Raw genomic sequence first — 16,083 nt, 5'->3', positions numbered from 1 at the left:
ATTAGAAAAATAACAAGTTAAATAATTAACACTTATTTTTACTAGATTAGAAAATAATAGAATTTTCAAAGTTAAAAACAATGGAAAATTTTTAAAATCATGAGACAACTTCCAAAGCACATACAATAGAGTAAGCTTTTATGTATATAAAATACAAATCATTAGAATATGAATAGAAATGCTACTATATAAAGGGGGACTAAGATTGAGAAAAAATGTTTTGAAAGTTGCAAGTATTTATATAGGGACTTTAATAGGAGCAGGTTTTGCATCAGGGCAGGAAGTTGTTTACTTTTTTACGAGAAATGGAATGAATGGATTGTATGGAGTGATTCTAACATCTATTTTATTTAGTTTGTTTGGAAGTTTTGTTTTGCTTCAGGTACATAAATACAAAATTACATCTTATCATGATTTTGTCATTTCTTTTTTTGGAAAGTTTGTAGGAAAAGGGATAGAATGGTTTTTATCTTTACTGCTTTTATCTTTTTATTGTGTCATGTTAGCAGGAAGTGGAGCTTTATTTGAAGAATACTTTGGATATTCAAAAGAAATAGGTATCTTATTTATGAGTATGATTTGTTTTTTTACTTTTATTTTCAGTATGAATGGTCTTGCATTGGTCAATAGTGTCATTGTACCATTGATGATGATAGGAATTATATGTATAGGAATTTTTACAGCTAAAGAGAGTAATGGATTTATCAATATTTTTTATGAAGGTTATGAGGGAGGCGGAAATTGGATTACGTCTTCTCTTTTATATGTAAGTTATAATATGATATCAGCAGCAGTCGTATTGAGTGCTATGTATCCTTTACTTAGTCATAAAAAGGTGGCTTTAGGAGGAGGGATTTTAGGAGGAGCATTATTAGGATGTATGCTTTTATTTTTATTTTTACCGACTTATTTATGTTATACACAAATTAAAGATGCACAAATTCCTATGATGGCTATTGCATCTTTAGTGAGTACAAAAGCTAAGTCTATGTATGGGATTTTGCTTTGGGGAGCCATGCTTACTACAGCTATTGCCAATGGGTTTGTTTTGATTCAGACCCTTGAGCAGAAAATAAGGATTAAGCATATTTTTGTATGTATTTTATTTTGTATCATTACTATTCCCTTATCTCAGTTTGGATTCAAAAGGTTAGTACATACTTTATATCCTTTCTTTGGATATATGGGATTTTTCATTTTATTTATTGCGTTGTCTAAGAAAATAGGGCATAAGATATAGAGGATTTATGAAAACTTAAGAGAATATAAAATTAAGATTGAGTATAAAACACCAGGAGGAGTAGGAATGCAAAAGAAAAAAAGACGTAGACCCATTCGTTATAGGATTTTTATGATTATTTTTATATCTATTCTCATATTTGGTGGAGCACAATTGTTACATATAGCAAAAAATCTTTTGGGATATGGAGAAATAGATTTTGAAAAAGTTGTCACTATTGAATATAAAGAAGATCAAAATAGAAAGATCTATCCATTTGTACAGGGAATGGTCATCTATGATCAAAAAGTTTTAAAAAAATATAATTTAAAAGGAATAGAAGAATGGAGTGTCAATAAGCCTATCAAAAATCCTATTATTACAACAAGTGAAAAAAATGTATTTTTAGCAGATAAAACAACAGGTGAAATTATAGCTTTTGATGATAAAGGCAATAAAGTTTTTAGTATAAGTTTAGAAAAACCTATTCAAAATATGGTATCTAATAAAGATGGAGTTTTAGCTTTATACTCTCAAAACGAAAAAAACACAGAAATTTATACATTTGATGCAGAAGGAAAAAAGCAAGGTCAAATTATCATCGATCAAGGAAATATACTAGATATGGCGATATCTAACGAGGGATGGATTGGTATATCTGTAATGGGGATAGAAGATAATACTTTAGAGACAAAAGTAGTTCTTTATTCAAAGGAAGGAAAGCTTTTAGGTGGAAATAAGTATAAAGATCAAGTGATTACAAATATATTTTTTAGTGAAACAGGAGATCTACTTAATGTAGGGATAAAAAAAGTAATGGCTTTTTCTAAAACAAATGGTCCTCTTTGGAGTAAGGACCTTCCTAGTTCTATTGGAAAAGTTAGTTGGAATGAAAAAGGATATGGTATTTTTTATTTAATCAATCATAAAAAATCTATTATAGATACGAAAAGTACAAATTATTTAGAAGTTATAGATATAAAAGGAAAAGAACTTTCTAATATCCCCATTAAAGGGGAAGTATTGGGAATAGATAATTACAACAACTCTTTTATTGCGTTTACAGAACGAACTTTATATTTTTCTAAAAAAGGAAAAGAATTAATAGAAAAAAAGATCAATAATGATATACAAGATATACATATGATTAAAGAAGATGAATTGATTTTGGTTCTTCAAAATAAAGTACAGATTTTAAAGGTGAAGTATAAAGAAAAAGAAAAGTAGGAGAATTTTTATGAATTGGATGGATGTTTCAGTTTTAGTGATTCTTTTTATTGGAGGAATGAAGGGATGGAGAAGAGGGCTTGTGCTTTCATTTTTCCATACATTTAGTTACATTGTAGCCGGAATCGTAGCAAAGATATATTATCCTTTTGTTTCAAAATACATGATAGAGAATGGAGCTATATTTTCAAAAGTGGAAAATTTGGTTTATAATAGGTTTGAAAGTGCCAATGCTTATCAAGCTTCATCTGGAGGAATTATTGCACAAAGAAGTGTATTTCAAATTTTAGATTTTCCACAAGTATTACAAGAGTTTTGTGAATCTACTCAAGAATTAGCTTATCATAATGCTTCAAATATACTGGCTAAGATGTTTATCAATTTTTTAAGTGTTTTTATTATTTTTATAGGAGTAAAACTACTTTGGTTTTTAATAGGATATTGTATAGATACGGTTGTTTCTTTTCCCATTTTAAATGAAGTCAATCGTTCTTTAGGGGCTTTATTAGGGGCAGGTAAAGGATTTTTAATTGTATTGATCATCATCACAATTCTTACCCCTTTTGCAACAATGAAAGACTCAAGCGTATTAGAAGAGGGACTTGAAAAGTCTACGGTGGTTAAATTTTTGTACAACCATAATCCAATTGTTGGATTATTAAAGGATTAAAAATATGGAGGGATATGTATGAATCATAAAGTGGATGCGAGAGGTTTGAGTTGTCCAAAACCAGTGATTGAAACAAAAAAGGTATTAGATAGCTTGAAGGAAGGAAGCATGGTTACCATAGTTGATAATGAAGTGGCTATGAAGAATGTATCTAAGTTAGCAGAAAGCTTAAGCTGTCAAGTAGATGTAAAAAAAGAAAAAGAAGATTTTTATATTTATATCACAAAAGGAGAAAAAATAGAAGATATAGAGTGTAAAATAGAAGAAGAGAGAGATCTAGTCATATTATTTGAAAAAGATACTTTAGGAAGTGGTTCTGAAGAATTGGGAAAGATATTGATGAAGGGATATATCTATACTTTAACAGAATACTCCTCCTATCCTAAGACTTTATTATTTTTAAATGGTGGGGTAAAATTAACTACAGAAGGATCAGAAGTATTAGAGTATTTAAGCCTTCTTGAAAAGGAAGGTGTAGAAATTTTATCTTGTGGAACTTGCCTTGATTATTTTCATTTAAAGGATAAGTTAAAAGTTGGAAGTGTAACCAATATGTATACGATTTTGGATACACTACACAGTGCTAAAAATAGAATTACTTTGTAGGATAATAGAATGTTTAGTCAAGAATTTTATGTGATTTCTTTTGAATCAACCCATCATGCTATACAAACAGAAATAAAATTAAAGAAAAATTTTTCAGTAGAGACGATTCCAACACCAAGAGAGATTAGTGCAAGCTGTGGCCTATCTATTAAATTTTCAAAGGAAGATTTAATAGATATATTAAATGAATTAGGAAAAGACACAAAGAATGTAGAGGTATTTAAAATAAAAAAAAGAGGCAAAAACAAAATCATAACTAAATTGTAAGGAGAGGAGCAGGCTAAAGCTTGAGTAAAATATATGAACATGTCGTAAAGATTTTTAATCAATATACTCACCCTCAAAAAATAGGAGAGTATACAGAAAATATTATAAAGATCATTTTAATTTTAATTGTTATGGAAATTTCTATAAAATTTTGTATAAAGCTTGTGGACAAGTTTTTTGATAATCGATCCAAATTTAAAATTATGGGAGAAGAAAAAAGGATCAATACAATAAAAGGTATTGTAAATAGTATTGTACGATATACTATTTATTTCGTTAGCTTTGCATCTATTCTTGAAATGATAGGAATTAAAATTTCATCATTGCTTGCAGCAGCAGGAATAGGAGGACTAGCTATAGGCTTTGGAGCTCAAAGCTTGGTCAAAGATATTATTACAGGATTTTTTATTCTTTTAGAAAATCAATTTCATGTTGGGGATTATGTACAAATTGGAAATTTTTCAGGAATTGTAGAAGATATGACTCTTAGAGTAACTACAGTAAGAGATTTTAATGGAGATCTTCATATTATTCCTAATGGAACAATTGATAAGGTTACGAATAAATGTAGAGGAGATATGAGGGCCTTAGTAGAAGTAGGAATTTCTTATGAACAGAATATTGATCATGCGATAAGTGTATTAAAGGATTTATGTGAAGAGATAAAAAAAGAAAATGAAAAAATAGTAGAAGGCCCGAACGTATTAGGTGTAAGTAGATTGGGTGAGTCAGATGTAGTCCTTTCTATTGTTGCAAAAACTATTCCTATGGAGCAATGGGCTGTAGAAAGGGAATTAAGAAAAAGAATTAAAGAAAAATTTGATGAAAAAGGAATTGAAATTCCTTATCCAAGGAGAGTTGTTATTTCTGATCAAAAAAGTTAAAGCAAGGGGTGTTTGTATGCCAATGGATTTAAGAGTAGGGGATGTGGTACAGGTCAAAAAAAATCATCCCTGTGGAAGCAATGAGTTTGAAATTATGAGAGCGGGCATGGATTTTAGGATTAGGTGTGTAGGATGTGACAAGCAAGTATGGATTCCTAGAGTGAAGTTTGAAAAAAGAGTAAGAAAAATTATAAATAGAAAAGAAGAATAAATAATATATTTACTTTAGCTTGTAGACAAAGTCATAAAAAACGTCACTAAATTTTCAATAATTGTTCCTAATTTTTATGACTTTGCTATAATATACTTTATCAACAGTCTGAAGAATAAATAATATATTTATTTGTCCTTGCAATTTATGATATAAACTGATATAATACCATGATGTGAGATTGTAATCTGAAATGATACTCTCTGTCCTGTAGACAGGACCGAATCAGTCCATAGGGAGGTGGAAAATAATGAGAAAATATGAAGTAATGTTCATCTTAAAATCAAGTCTTGAAGAAGAACAAAGAAATCAAGTAGTAGAAAAATTCAAAGGCATCATTGAAGAAAATGGTGAAATTGAAAAAGTAGATGAGTGGGGCAACAGAAAGTTAGCTTACCCAATCGAAAAATTAAACGAAGGCTACTATATAATCATTAACTTCAAGGCAGACAAAGATGTACCTAAAGAGTTAGATAGAAACTTCAGAATTTCTGATGTTGTTCTTAGACATTTAATCGTAAATCTTGAAGAAAAGTAAATTTTAAGGTGGTGTTTTCATGAATCAAGTAATCCTTATTGGAAGACTTACAAAAGATCCGGAGCTTCGATTTACAGCAGGCAGCGGAAAAGCAATTGCCACCTTTACGATAGCAGTAGATAGACCATTTAGTCAAGAAAAAATGGCTGATTTTTTTAGGATCGTTGTATGGGGAAAAACAGGTGAAAATTGTGCAAATTATCTTGCAAAGGGTAGACTTGTAGCCGTACAAGGAAGACTTCAAAATAATAATTATGAAACACAAACTGGCGAAAAAAGATATTCTACAGAGGTTGTAGCCGATAGAGTAGAATTTCTTGAGTGGGGCAATAAAAACGATCAAGGTGGATCAAATGCTCCACAAGTAGACCCAGACGGATTTCAAGAGATAGATGATGATGATATCCCATTCTAGAAAAGGAGGGAAATGAAATGGCAAGACCAAAAAGAAGAGGTCGTAAAAAAAGAGTATGTAGCTTCTGTGCAGACAAAGCAAATCATATTGATTATAAAGATATAAGAAAACTTGGTAAGTATGTTACAGAAAGAGGAAAAATACTTCCAAGAAGAATCAGTGGAACATGTGCAACACATCAAAGAGCCCTTACTGTAGCAATCAAAAGAGCAAGAACAGTTGCATTACTTCCATATACAGCAGAATAATCAAAAGAGAAGTGAGGAATCACTTCTCTTTTTGCATTTAAGGTTTGAATTTTTTGTATAAATACGATTATAATAGAGTATAAAAGATAAAGAGCCATATCTATACAATGAGGTTTAATCTGATATAATATATATATAAAGGGGGATGAAAAATTTATGATGCCACCAGAAAATATAGATATTACAAGAAATATAAAAACCATTGAATGGCTAAAAAGTGAGCTGTTAATGACTATTGCATCACTTTATGAGATATTGGTAAGGGGCATAAAGGGATCACAAGATGCTTTAGTAGATGTACTAGCAAATATTATTTTTGTGACTTATATTTTGGGTAGAAGATTAGGCGTTTCTTATTCAAGGATAGATATGCGTATAGAAGATAAAATAAAATTAGGGATATTAGAGAAGCATAAGATAGAAGACTGGCATGGAGATTTATCTAGTTTAAAACAATATTTAGATAGAAATAGAAGCTAGGAGTGATATTATTTGAGTATGCAGCATAAGACACGGGCTATGGTAGAGGTATCCTTGTTGATCGCATTAATCAGTGTATTTACTATTATAGGAACTTATATCCCTGTGTTGACTTTTATTATATTTTTTCTTCCTACTCCTTTTATTATATTAGGAAAAAGACATGGGATGTATTACATAGGGTTAGCCATTTTAATTTGGACAATGATTACAGGAAGCTTCATAGGACCCATTGAATCCATATTTTTAAGCATTCTTATGGGAGGAACTGCTGCCATTATGGCTTATCTTATGAAAAAAGATGCATCTGTAGGAAAAATTTTAGCAGGCGGGACATTTGTTTGTTTAATAGGAATGGTTTTGTCTATTCAATTATCTGCTAAAGTTATGGGAATTGATTTGATTAGCCAGATGAAAGAGGCTTTTGAGCAATCTATGAATATGCAAATGAGTATGTATGAGACGGTTGGAATGGAAAAGATACAACTTGAGCAATTAAAGAAAACATTAGAAATGGGTATGCAAATGCTTGTGTTAACTATTCCAGGAGCAATTATTATTTCTTCTACAATACTTCCTTTTGCAAACTATACTCTTACTTGTAAGATTTTAAAAAAGCTTGGATATGAGACAAAAGCTTTGCCTCCTTTAAAATATGTGCGACTTCCAAAGAGCTTTTTAATGGGTACTTTTTTAATTATAGGACTGACTATGCTTACAAGATATTTTAACTTTGTGAATTATCAAAGTCTTGTAGTAAATGTATTCTTGATTTTACAACTTGTGTACTTTATACAAGGAATAGCTGTTATGAGTTATTTTTTTCATGCTTTAAAGATGAGCAAACCTGTTAAAATATTGTTATATATTCTTATTTTGTTTAGTGGAAAAGGGATATTTTTATTAGCAACCGTAGGCTTTATAGATTGCTTTATGGATTTGAGAAAGCTAAAAACACGCAACTAAAATTTTAGGAGTGCCTTATATGGGGAATAAAAGGTTTAGCAAGGTATTTATACCAGATACAAAAATTCATCTTTGGATTATGACTTTGTTAGTTATGATTATTGCTTATTACAATTTAGTCATAGGAAGTATAGGTGTTTTGTTACTGATTTATTTTGTTTATTATAATTTAAAGATTCAATATAATAGAAAAGAGATATGGACCAAATATATTGAGGATTTATCTTATAATATGGATTCTGTTACAAAGCATGCAGTACTTAATATGCCTATTCCATTAGTAGTCATTGAATTTGATGGAACTGTTAGCTGGTATAATGCCAAATTTTCAGAAATGATTCATACTAAAGATATATTAGAAAAAAGTATAGAGGATTTAATTGGTTCTCTTCATATGAATGAAATTTTTGAACAAAAAGAGGATCATATTATTGAAGTAGATATACAAGAAAAACATTATAAAGTATTGTATAATATTGTAAAAACCTCTAAAGTATATGATGGAAGATATATGATCATGCTCTACTTTATAGATCATACCAATTTTGAAAACTTAAAAGTAAAATATAATGAAGAAAAACCTGTAGTTATGCTTGTACAGGTAGATAATTATGATGATGTCTTAAAAGATACAGAAGAAGAAGATAGACCTTTAGTGGTTGCAGAGATTAACAAAAAAATTAGCATTTGGGGATCTAGGATGAATGCTATTGTTAAGCAATATCAAAAGGATCAATATGTGATGATTGTAGAGAACCAATACTTAGATATTTTAGAAACTAAAAAATTTACTATTTTAGATGAAGTGAGAGAAATTCAAATGGGAAACAAAATTCCCATTACTTTAAGTATTGGAGTAGGAGTAAATGGCAAGACACTAAGCCAGCTTTATGAATATGCAAAAGCTGCCATGGATTTAGCATTAGGTAGAGGTGGAGATCAAGCTGTTGTAAAAAAGATAAGTACTCTCAACTTTTATGGAGGAAAAACAAAGGCTGTTGAAAAAAGAAATAAAGTAAAAGCAAGGGTCATTGCCCATGCTTTAAGACAACTTATAGATCAATCTAAGTTTGTGGTGATTATGGGTCACAAATTTCCAGATATGGATAGTCTAGGTGCCGCATTAGGTGTATATAGGGCAGCCACAAATAGAGAAAAAGAAGCATACATTATTTTAGATGGAGTGAACGAAGCAGTTAAAAATCTATGGGATCATATCAAAGAACAAGGAAATTATCATTTTATTACAAGTGAAGAGGCAATGAGTAAAATGAGTGAAGAAGCGCTTTTGGTTGTAGTAGATACCCATAAACCAAGCTTTACTCAATGTCCAGAGATTTTAAATAAAGGGCAAAGAATTGTTTTAATTGATCATCATAGACGAGGGTCAGAGTTTATAGATCAAGCAGTACTTACTTATCTAGAACCCTATGCTTCATCTACTTGTGAGTTGGTTTCTGAAATATTACAATATATGGATGAAAAAATAAATATTGAAAAAATAGAAGCGGAAGCTTTATTAGCTGGAATTAGTGTAGATACAAAAAATTTCTCTTTTAAGACAGGAGTAAGAACATTTGAAGCGGCTTCTTGGCTTAGAAGAGTAGGAGCAGATACAACAAATGTCAGGCAGTTATTTCAAGATGATTTAAAGACTTTTGTGGCTATTGCCGATGTAGTAAAAAATGCAAAAGCTATAAGAAAAAATATTGCATTGTCTATTTGTTCCAAAGAAATAGAAAACACCTCTTTAGTAGTTGCTCAAGCTGCTGATGAGTTATTGAATATAAGAGGGATTACAGCATCTTTTGTATTGGGTGTTCGTGAAAATGACGAAATCATTATTAGTGGAAGATCCCTTGGAGATATTAGTGTTCAATTAATACTTGAAAAACTTGGAGGAGGAGGCCACTTAACAGTGGCAGGAACTCAACTTATGGGAATTACTGTAGAAGAAGCTACAGCTATGTTAGAAAAAGCCATTGAAGAATATTTGGAGGAAGGTGAGGAATCATGAAAGTAATTTTATTAAAAGATGTAAAAGGATTAGGAAAAAAAGGTGATGTAGTGAATGCTAGTGATGGGCATGCAAGAAACTATCTTGTTCCAAGAGGACTTGCAAAAGAAGCTACACAAGGAAATGTAAAGGTTTTAAATATGCAAAAGGCTCATGAGGAAAAGAAAAAGCAAGAAGAACTAGATGAAGCAAAAGCACTAGCAGAAAAAATTTCAAAATTAACAGTGACTTTAACAGGCAAAGCTGGTGATGGTGGAAAGTTATTTGGATCTATTACTTCAAAGGATATTGCTGATGGATTACAAAAACAACATAAGATTAAAATAGATAAAAGAAAAATCCAATTAGATCAACCACTTAAATCATTAGGAGCAATATTTGTAGAAGTAAAGGTATATCCTGAAGTAACGGGGAAAATGCGTGTAGAAGTAAAAGAAGCATAAATAAGAGGCCAGCAGGAGCTGGCTTTTTTGAGTAGGAGGAGTAATATGGAATATTTGGGTAAAATTCCACCTCATAATATAGATGCAGAACAATCCGTATTAGGATCTATGATCCTAGATCGGGATGCAATTATAGAGACATCGGAAATTATTAAAGAAGAAGATTTTTATAAACAAGCCCATAAAGAAATTTTTGATGCCATTTTATCTTTATACAATAGAGATGAGCCTGTAGATTTAGTTACATTATCAGAAGAATTAACACAAAGACAAACTCTAGAGAATATTGGAGGCATTACTTATTTAACAAGTTTATCCTCAGCTGTTCCTACGACTACCAATGTAAAATACTATGCTAAAATTGTAGAGGAAAAGTCCATTCTTAGGAAACTTATAAAGGCTTCTTCTGAAATTATTGAAAAAGGATATCAAGGCGAAGAAGAAGTTAATTCTATTTTGGATCTGGCAGAAAAAAGTATATTCGATATTTCTCAAAATAAATCTAGAGAAGGATTTGCTCCTATTAAAGAAGTACTTTTAGAAAGTTTTGATAAAATTGAGCAGCTTTATCAAAACAAAGGAGGAATCACAGGGCTTACAACTGGATTTACAGATATAGATAGAAAAACAAGTGGACTTCAAAGATCAGATCTTATTTTGGTAGCAGCAAGACCAAGTATGGGAAAGACAGCTTTTTCGTTAAATGTTGCACAAAATGCAGCTATAAAAGGGGAAGCATCTGTTGCTGTATTTAGTCTTGAGATGTCAAAGGAACAGCTTGTACAACGTATGCTTAGTGCAGAATCTCATATAGAAATTCAAAAGATTCGGACAGGTACTTTGAATGAAGATGAATGGCCAAGGCTTGCAAAAGCTATGGGACCATTGGCACAGGCTAAGATTTTTATTGATGATACGCCAGGAATTACGGTCATGGAAATGAAAGCCAAATGTAGAAGGTTAAAGATAGAACAAGGATTAGATATGGTGCTTATAGATTATCTACAACTTATGTCTGGAGATGGAAAAAACGAAAGTAGACAACAAGAGATTTCTACTATTTCAAGATCGTTAAAGGGGTTAGCTCGAGAAATGGACTGTCCTGTAGTAGCTTTATCTCAGCTTTCAAGGGCTCCAGAGATGAGAGCAGATCATAGACCTATTCTTTCTGATTTAAGAGAATCAGGAGCTATTGAGCAAGATGCAGATATTGTTATGTTTTTATATAGGGATGAATATTATCATCCAGATAGTGACAAAAAAAATATAGGAGAAGTGATTATTGCAAAGCAACGTAATGGTTCAACTGGAACTGTAGAGTTGGCTTGGCTTGGACAATTTACTAAATTTGCGAATCTTGATAAATTTAGAGAATAAAATATTAGTAAATAGAGGAGGAAGCTAGAATGGCAATTGGGAATTTAAATGAATTAGAAATACTAAAGATTGCAAAGGGTATTGAAGAAGCAGGATATGATTTTTATAAAAGTGCACAAGAAAAATTTGAAGATGAAGAAATAAAAAATATGTTTAAATATTTAGCATTAGAAGAATTGGAGCATATGAAAACTTTTGAAAATATTCATAATAGAGTAGCTGAAAAATTAGAAAATAATGAGATTAAAGAATGTGCATATAATGAAGCTACTACAGCTTTTCTCAGAGCCATTAGTGAAACGGCTATATTTAATGTAAATGGTATTACATTAAATAAAATTGAAAATATATATACTGTAAAAGAAGCATTATATATTGGGCTTCAAGCTGAAAAGGATTCTATTTTATTTTATGAAGCAGTTCTTAAAAATACAAAAGTAGATTTGACTCGTAAAGTATTAGAAAGACTTATTAAAGAAGAGGTAAAGCATTTATATAAATTTAAAACTTTGATGGATGAAATGGATGAATAAAAACAAATGCTCAATAAGTGTTCGAGATTTTATGAATTTATTAAAAGAATAGTTTGTTAACAGCAGGAGGCACAAGTTAAGTGCCTTTTGTTGTTTATGAAAGTATAAATTTTTTTTATAAAGCATAAAAATGATTATATCATTAAATATGATCAAGATAGATTATAGATAAAGTTATAAAAAATGTTACCAATTTTCAAATTCGGAAAATATGAAGAAAAAATCGAAAATAGCATTACAAACTCGCTATGCTCAAACAGTGTAATGCTAAATATTTTCTCACTTTTTCTATATTTTCATAAATTCTCAATAATGGTTCCTTATTTTTATGACTTTACTAAAATGTAATTTGTATTCAGTTTGAAATGATTATATCATCAAATATAATTATGACAATATATAGTTTTTGGGGTGAGGAAGATGAGACTTAGGGGAGAGAAAGTATGTATCAGAGATTTGGACAGGGAAGATGTGGATAAAATGCAGTGTTGGGGGAAACATGAAGATCCATTGTTTTTTCATTATAATTTTCCCAAGTTAAGTAAAAGACAAAGAGATGAGTGGTATAAGCAAAAGACTCAGAAATTCACAAAAAGAAGTTTTACAATAGAAAACAAAGAAGGAAGAGTAGTAGGGTATTTTTCTATCAGAGATATAAAATGGATTCGAAAAAAAAGTGAATTAGGAATTGTTCTAGACCCGGATTGTATAAATTGTGGATATGGAACAGAAACTCTTCTTTTGTTTTTAGATTACTATTTTAAGGTATTAAATATGAAAAGTATTGTATTAAGAACGGCTAAGTTTAATGAAAGAGCGATCCATTGTTATTTACATTGTGGATTTAAAAAAATAAAAGAAGATTTAGATGAATTTGAAGATCAATATTCAGAAATATTTTATAATCCACTTTATACACAGTTTCAAAAGTTATTCACAGATAGAAATGGGAAGAAAATGATTACTTATGTGTATATGGAGAATACAAAAGAGACATTTTATCAAAAATTTAAAGGATTCTTCACAAAAACTATGGTGTCTGTGGAATAATTCTGTGGATATGTGGATAAAATTCTATGGACAAAGGATGTTTGTTTTCTGAGAAAACATGGTATAATGAGTAGTGAATTGATATACAATATAAGAAGGAGGATGAACGATGGCAAAAATAACAAAAGATATGATTATTATGCAAGTATTACAAATGGATAGAGAAACAGCACCAATTTTTATGAGACATGGACTTCATTGCTTAGGATGTCCTGCGTCTTCTATGGAAAGCATTGAAGAAGCAGCAGCAGTACATGGATTAAAATTAGATGATTTAATGAAAGATTTAAATGATCATTTTGAAAAAAGCGAAAAATAAATGTATAGGTGCCTAAAGGATTAGGCACTTTTGTATTTTATATTATAAATATTGCCATAATATAGATGATTAGTATATATTTAACTCGAATGAAAACGGATAAATAAATAACAATATTCGTATTTTGTTGACTTGATAACGTTATTTTGATACTATAACATGTGGATGTTCGGGAAAAGAAATGGATCATTCAAATATATAAAAAGGCAGGTGTCTTTTATGTCAACAGTAGTAGTAGTTGGTGCTCAATGGGGAGACGAGGGAAAAGGAAAGGTAATAGATTATCTGGCAGCAGAATCTGATGTAGTAGTAAGAGGCCAAGGTGGAAATAATGCAGGACATACAGTGGTTGTAGGAGATAAAAAGTATGCACTTCGCTTAATCCCGTCAGGAATTTTATATAAAGATACAACTAATATTATTGGAAATGGCGTTGTATTTGATCCAGAAGGTTTTTTAAAGGAAATAGCAACATTACAAAAACAAGGAGTTTCTACAGATAATATTAAAATTAGTGATAGAGCCCATGTGATTTTTCCATATCATAAATATATGGATGTATTAGCAGAAAATGCTCGTGGGGGAGAAATGATTGGAACTACTAAAAATGGTATTGGTCCTTGTTATATGGACAAAGTAGAAAGATCAGGAATTAGAATCTGTGATTTGATGGATCAAGAGATATTTATTGAAAAGGTATCTAAACAAATTGATAGAAAAAATGAAATCATTGAAAAAATTTATGGCGAAGAAAAGTTAAATAAACAAGAAATAATTGATACTTATTTAGAATATGCTCAAAAAATTAGAAAATATGTAGATGATACTACAGTTGTACTATATGATTCTATCAAAGAAGGAAAAAGAGTATTATTTGAAGGAGCTCAAGGGGCGCTTCTAGATATTGATCTAGGAACATATCCTTATGTAACAAGTTCTCATCCTATTTCTGGAGGATTTACTGTAGGCGCAGGAGTAGGACCTAATATGATTGAAGAGGTTGTAGGAGTTGTAAAAGCTTATACAACAAGAGTTGGAAAAGGACCTTTTGTTACAGAACAAGACAATGAAATTGGAGATAAAATAAGAGTTGCAGGAAATGAATTTGGAACTGTAACAGGACGACCAAGAAGATGTGGATGGTTTGATGGAGTTATGGTAAAATACGCTTCTAGAATCAATGGAGTAACATCTTTATCCATTATGCTTTTAGATGTTTTGACTGGACTAGATAAGCTTTATATTTGTACAGGTTATAAATTAGGAGATAAAATTATTGAACATTTCCCGGCAAGTCTTAAAGATTTAGGAAAATGTGAGCCTGTATACGAAGAGTTAGAAGGATGGACAGAAGATATTACAGGGTGTACAACTTATGAGGAGTTACCACAAAATGCGAAAAACTATCTTCAAAAAATCGAGGAATTGATAGGAGCTCCAATTAAGATGGTCTCTGTAGGCCCAAAAAGAAGTCAAACGATTGTAAGAGAAAAAATATTTAAATAAAAAATGGACAGTGGCGAAAAGCCACTGTTTTTTTATTTAAATGAAAATCAATGCTATATGTAACGGTTTTTATCCTTATACATATAAATACTCTAAATAAAAAATACATATAATACAATATTATACATTTTTTTCAATATACATATAGTATACTACATATAGATTCCATACATTCAACTAGATATAACAATGTTCATGTAATGATTAATACGTGTAATAATTACAAAGTTTTGTGCAGTAGATTTTTAAAAATTATTAGATTTAAGGGGGAGTTAAAATGAATAGAAGTGTAAAAAAAACATTATCATTATTAACGGTATTAGTTTTTGCATTAGGGATCTTAGTTCTACCTATGAATGGGTATGCGGCAACTGATAATACAGTTAGTAAGGTATTACTCGTTCCAGAGGGTTATGAATTTATTAGTACTGTTACAGCACCTAAATTGCGTATTGAAGAACAGGATCCTCTTGAATTTGGCACTACAAGACAAATATTTAGATTGAAACTACATAATGCAGAATGGCTTTCAGATTACTATTTTGAAAATAGTACTTTCCAAGAACAAATGGAAGGATCTTGCGATGATTTAAAAATTAGAAGACTTACAGATAGAATCATTGAAGTAACTATATGCAATGCAAATCCAGATCGTACTTCAGAATTATCCTATGAAATTCCTATGTTAGTACAAGTAGGTGAAGGCCATCAAAATCCAGTGACAATCGAGATTGAGAGTCGAGATGCTATGGTAACAGATGGATTATATACATTTGCTGTCATTAAATAGTTGGCCTAACTAAAACGATGATATCATCTTAGTAATTAGCATGACATCTAAATATCTAGTTGTTTGATACTAAAATCAAAGTAAAGCTCCTAAATAGGGGCTTTATTTTATATTTTGAGAATAGTTAAACTTTAAATCTCGAGATATAACCATATGAGGATTTTACAAATAATGTTGAAAGAGAAGAAAGCCAATAGTAGTATCTGTTGTGCTTATTTAATATAGCTTGTCAAATATTTTGTGAAAAGAGGAAAGATCATGAATTTCTATCTAAATAGACAATATAGTGCATTTGAAGAACTGATGCATTATTATCA

At 30.4% G+C, this 16,083-nt stretch carries 20 protein-coding genes; all 20 read left to right on the top strand.

Features of this window, described 5'->3' with window-relative positions; all coding sequences use genetic code 11:
- Nucleotides 1–205 precede the first annotated feature (205 nt).
- The 20 genes from BN2409_RS02485 to BN2409_RS02390 all read left to right on the top strand — a co-directional run bounded on the left by BN2409_RS02485 (nucleotide 206) and on the right by BN2409_RS02390 (nucleotide 15,766).
- Nucleotides 206–1,240: a YkvI family membrane protein gene (locus BN2409_RS02485; protein ID WP_053955083.1), complete on the top strand. Its 1,035-nt coding sequence runs from the start codon at nucleotides 206–208 to the stop codon at nucleotides 1,238–1,240.
- A gap of 66 nt (nucleotides 1,241–1,306) precedes the next feature.
- Entirely contained in the window at nucleotides 1,307–2,446 is a 1,140-nt protein-coding gene (locus BN2409_RS02480) for a DUF5711 family protein (protein WP_053955082.1), read from the top strand.
- A gap of 10 nt (nucleotides 2,447–2,456) precedes the next feature.
- Complete coding sequence (locus tag BN2409_RS02475) at nucleotides 2,457–3,116, top strand: CvpA family protein (RefSeq protein ID WP_053955081.1); 660 nt, start codon at nucleotides 2,457–2,459, stop codon at nucleotides 3,114–3,116.
- 18 nt (nucleotides 3,117–3,134) lie between these two features.
- On the top strand, nucleotides 3,135–3,722 hold the full coding sequence (gene yedF / locus BN2409_RS02470) for a sulfurtransferase-like selenium metabolism protein YedF (RefSeq protein WP_053955080.1): 588 nt from the start codon (nucleotides 3,135–3,137) through the stop codon (nucleotides 3,720–3,722).
- A gap of 9 nt (nucleotides 3,723–3,731) precedes the next feature.
- Nucleotides 3,732–3,989 (top strand): putative Se/S carrier protein, encoded by a 258-nt coding sequence (locus BN2409_RS02465; RefSeq protein WP_053955079.1) that lies wholly within the window; start codon nucleotides 3,732–3,734, stop codon nucleotides 3,987–3,989.
- 20 nt (nucleotides 3,990–4,009) lie between these two features.
- Entirely contained in the window at nucleotides 4,010–4,873 is an 864-nt protein-coding gene (locus BN2409_RS02460; RefSeq protein ID WP_242847899.1) for a mechanosensitive ion channel family protein, read from the top strand.
- Between the two features lie 16 nt (nucleotides 4,874–4,889).
- Nucleotides 4,890–5,084 carry a DUF951 domain-containing protein gene (locus BN2409_RS02455; protein WP_053955078.1) on the top strand — a complete coding sequence of 65 codons (195 nt, stop codon included), beginning with the start codon at nucleotides 4,890–4,892 and terminating at the stop codon, nucleotides 5,082–5,084.
- A gap of 250 nt (nucleotides 5,085–5,334) precedes the next feature.
- Nucleotides 5,335–5,622 carry a 30S ribosomal protein S6 gene (gene rpsF, locus BN2409_RS02450; protein ID WP_053955077.1) on the top strand — a complete coding sequence of 96 codons (288 nt, stop codon included), beginning with the start codon at nucleotides 5,335–5,337 and terminating at the stop codon, nucleotides 5,620–5,622.
- 19 nt (nucleotides 5,623–5,641) lie between these two features.
- Nucleotides 5,642–6,037 carry a single-stranded DNA-binding protein gene (locus tag BN2409_RS02445; protein WP_053955076.1) on the top strand — a complete coding sequence of 132 codons (396 nt, stop codon included), beginning with the start codon at nucleotides 5,642–5,644 and terminating at the stop codon, nucleotides 6,035–6,037.
- Between the two features lie 17 nt (nucleotides 6,038–6,054).
- Entirely contained in the window at nucleotides 6,055–6,285 is a 231-nt protein-coding gene (rpsR, locus tag BN2409_RS02440; protein ID WP_053955075.1) for a 30S ribosomal protein S18, read from the top strand.
- A 156-nt stretch (nucleotides 6,286–6,441) separates the two neighbouring features.
- Nucleotides 6,442–6,765 (top strand): MazG-like family protein, encoded by a 324-nt coding sequence (locus BN2409_RS02435; RefSeq protein ID WP_053955074.1) that lies wholly within the window; start codon nucleotides 6,442–6,444, stop codon nucleotides 6,763–6,765.
- An 18-nt stretch (nucleotides 6,766–6,783) separates the two neighbouring features.
- Nucleotides 6,784–7,731, top strand: coding sequence for a YybS family protein (locus tag BN2409_RS02430; RefSeq protein WP_199872899.1), 948 nt, complete (start codon nucleotides 6,784–6,786; stop codon nucleotides 7,729–7,731).
- A gap of 19 nt (nucleotides 7,732–7,750) precedes the next feature.
- Nucleotides 7,751–9,748, top strand: coding sequence for a DHH family phosphoesterase (locus BN2409_RS02425; RefSeq protein WP_053955072.1), 1,998 nt, complete (start codon nucleotides 7,751–7,753; stop codon nucleotides 9,746–9,748).
- Nucleotides 9,745–10,191 carry a 50S ribosomal protein L9 gene (gene rplI / locus BN2409_RS02420; protein ID WP_053955071.1) on the top strand — a complete coding sequence of 149 codons (447 nt, stop codon included), beginning with the start codon at nucleotides 9,745–9,747 and terminating at the stop codon, nucleotides 10,189–10,191. The genes BN2409_RS02425 and rplI overlap by 4 nt, the downstream gene beginning before the upstream one ends.
- 45 nt (nucleotides 10,192–10,236) lie before the next feature.
- Nucleotides 10,237–11,568: a replicative DNA helicase gene (dnaB, locus tag BN2409_RS02415; RefSeq protein WP_053955070.1), complete on the top strand. Its 1,332-nt coding sequence runs from the start codon at nucleotides 10,237–10,239 to the stop codon at nucleotides 11,566–11,568.
- A 29-nt stretch (nucleotides 11,569–11,597) separates the two neighbouring features.
- Complete coding sequence (locus tag BN2409_RS02410; protein ID WP_053955069.1) at nucleotides 11,598–12,101, top strand: ferritin family protein; 504 nt, start codon at nucleotides 11,598–11,600, stop codon at nucleotides 12,099–12,101.
- Between the two features lie 420 nt (nucleotides 12,102–12,521).
- Nucleotides 12,522–13,151, top strand: a complete 630-nt coding sequence (locus tag BN2409_RS02405; protein WP_053955068.1) for a GNAT family N-acetyltransferase — start codon at nucleotides 12,522–12,524, stop codon at nucleotides 13,149–13,151.
- 109 nt (nucleotides 13,152–13,260) lie between these two features.
- Nucleotides 13,261–13,470, top strand: a complete 210-nt coding sequence (locus tag BN2409_RS02400; RefSeq protein WP_053955067.1) for a DUF1858 domain-containing protein — start codon at nucleotides 13,261–13,263, stop codon at nucleotides 13,468–13,470.
- Between the two features lie 219 nt (nucleotides 13,471–13,689).
- Entirely contained in the window at nucleotides 13,690–14,976 is a 1,287-nt protein-coding gene (locus tag BN2409_RS02395) for an adenylosuccinate synthase (protein WP_053955066.1), read from the top strand.
- Nucleotides 14,977–15,253: 277 nt separating this feature from the next.
- Nucleotides 15,254–15,766, top strand: coding sequence for a hypothetical protein (locus BN2409_RS02390; protein ID WP_053955065.1), 513 nt, complete (start codon nucleotides 15,254–15,256; stop codon nucleotides 15,764–15,766).
- Nucleotides 15,767–16,083 lie beyond the last annotated feature (317 nt).

Origin of the sequence: Inediibacterium massiliense, from assembly GCF_001282725.1 — a bacterium.
Classification (GTDB): domain Bacteria; phylum Bacillota; class Clostridia; order Peptostreptococcales; family Thermotaleaceae; genus Anaerophilus; species Anaerophilus massiliensis.
The sequence above is the reverse complement of the archived record's forward strand: the minus strand, read 5'-3'. Positions and strand labels throughout refer to the sequence as shown.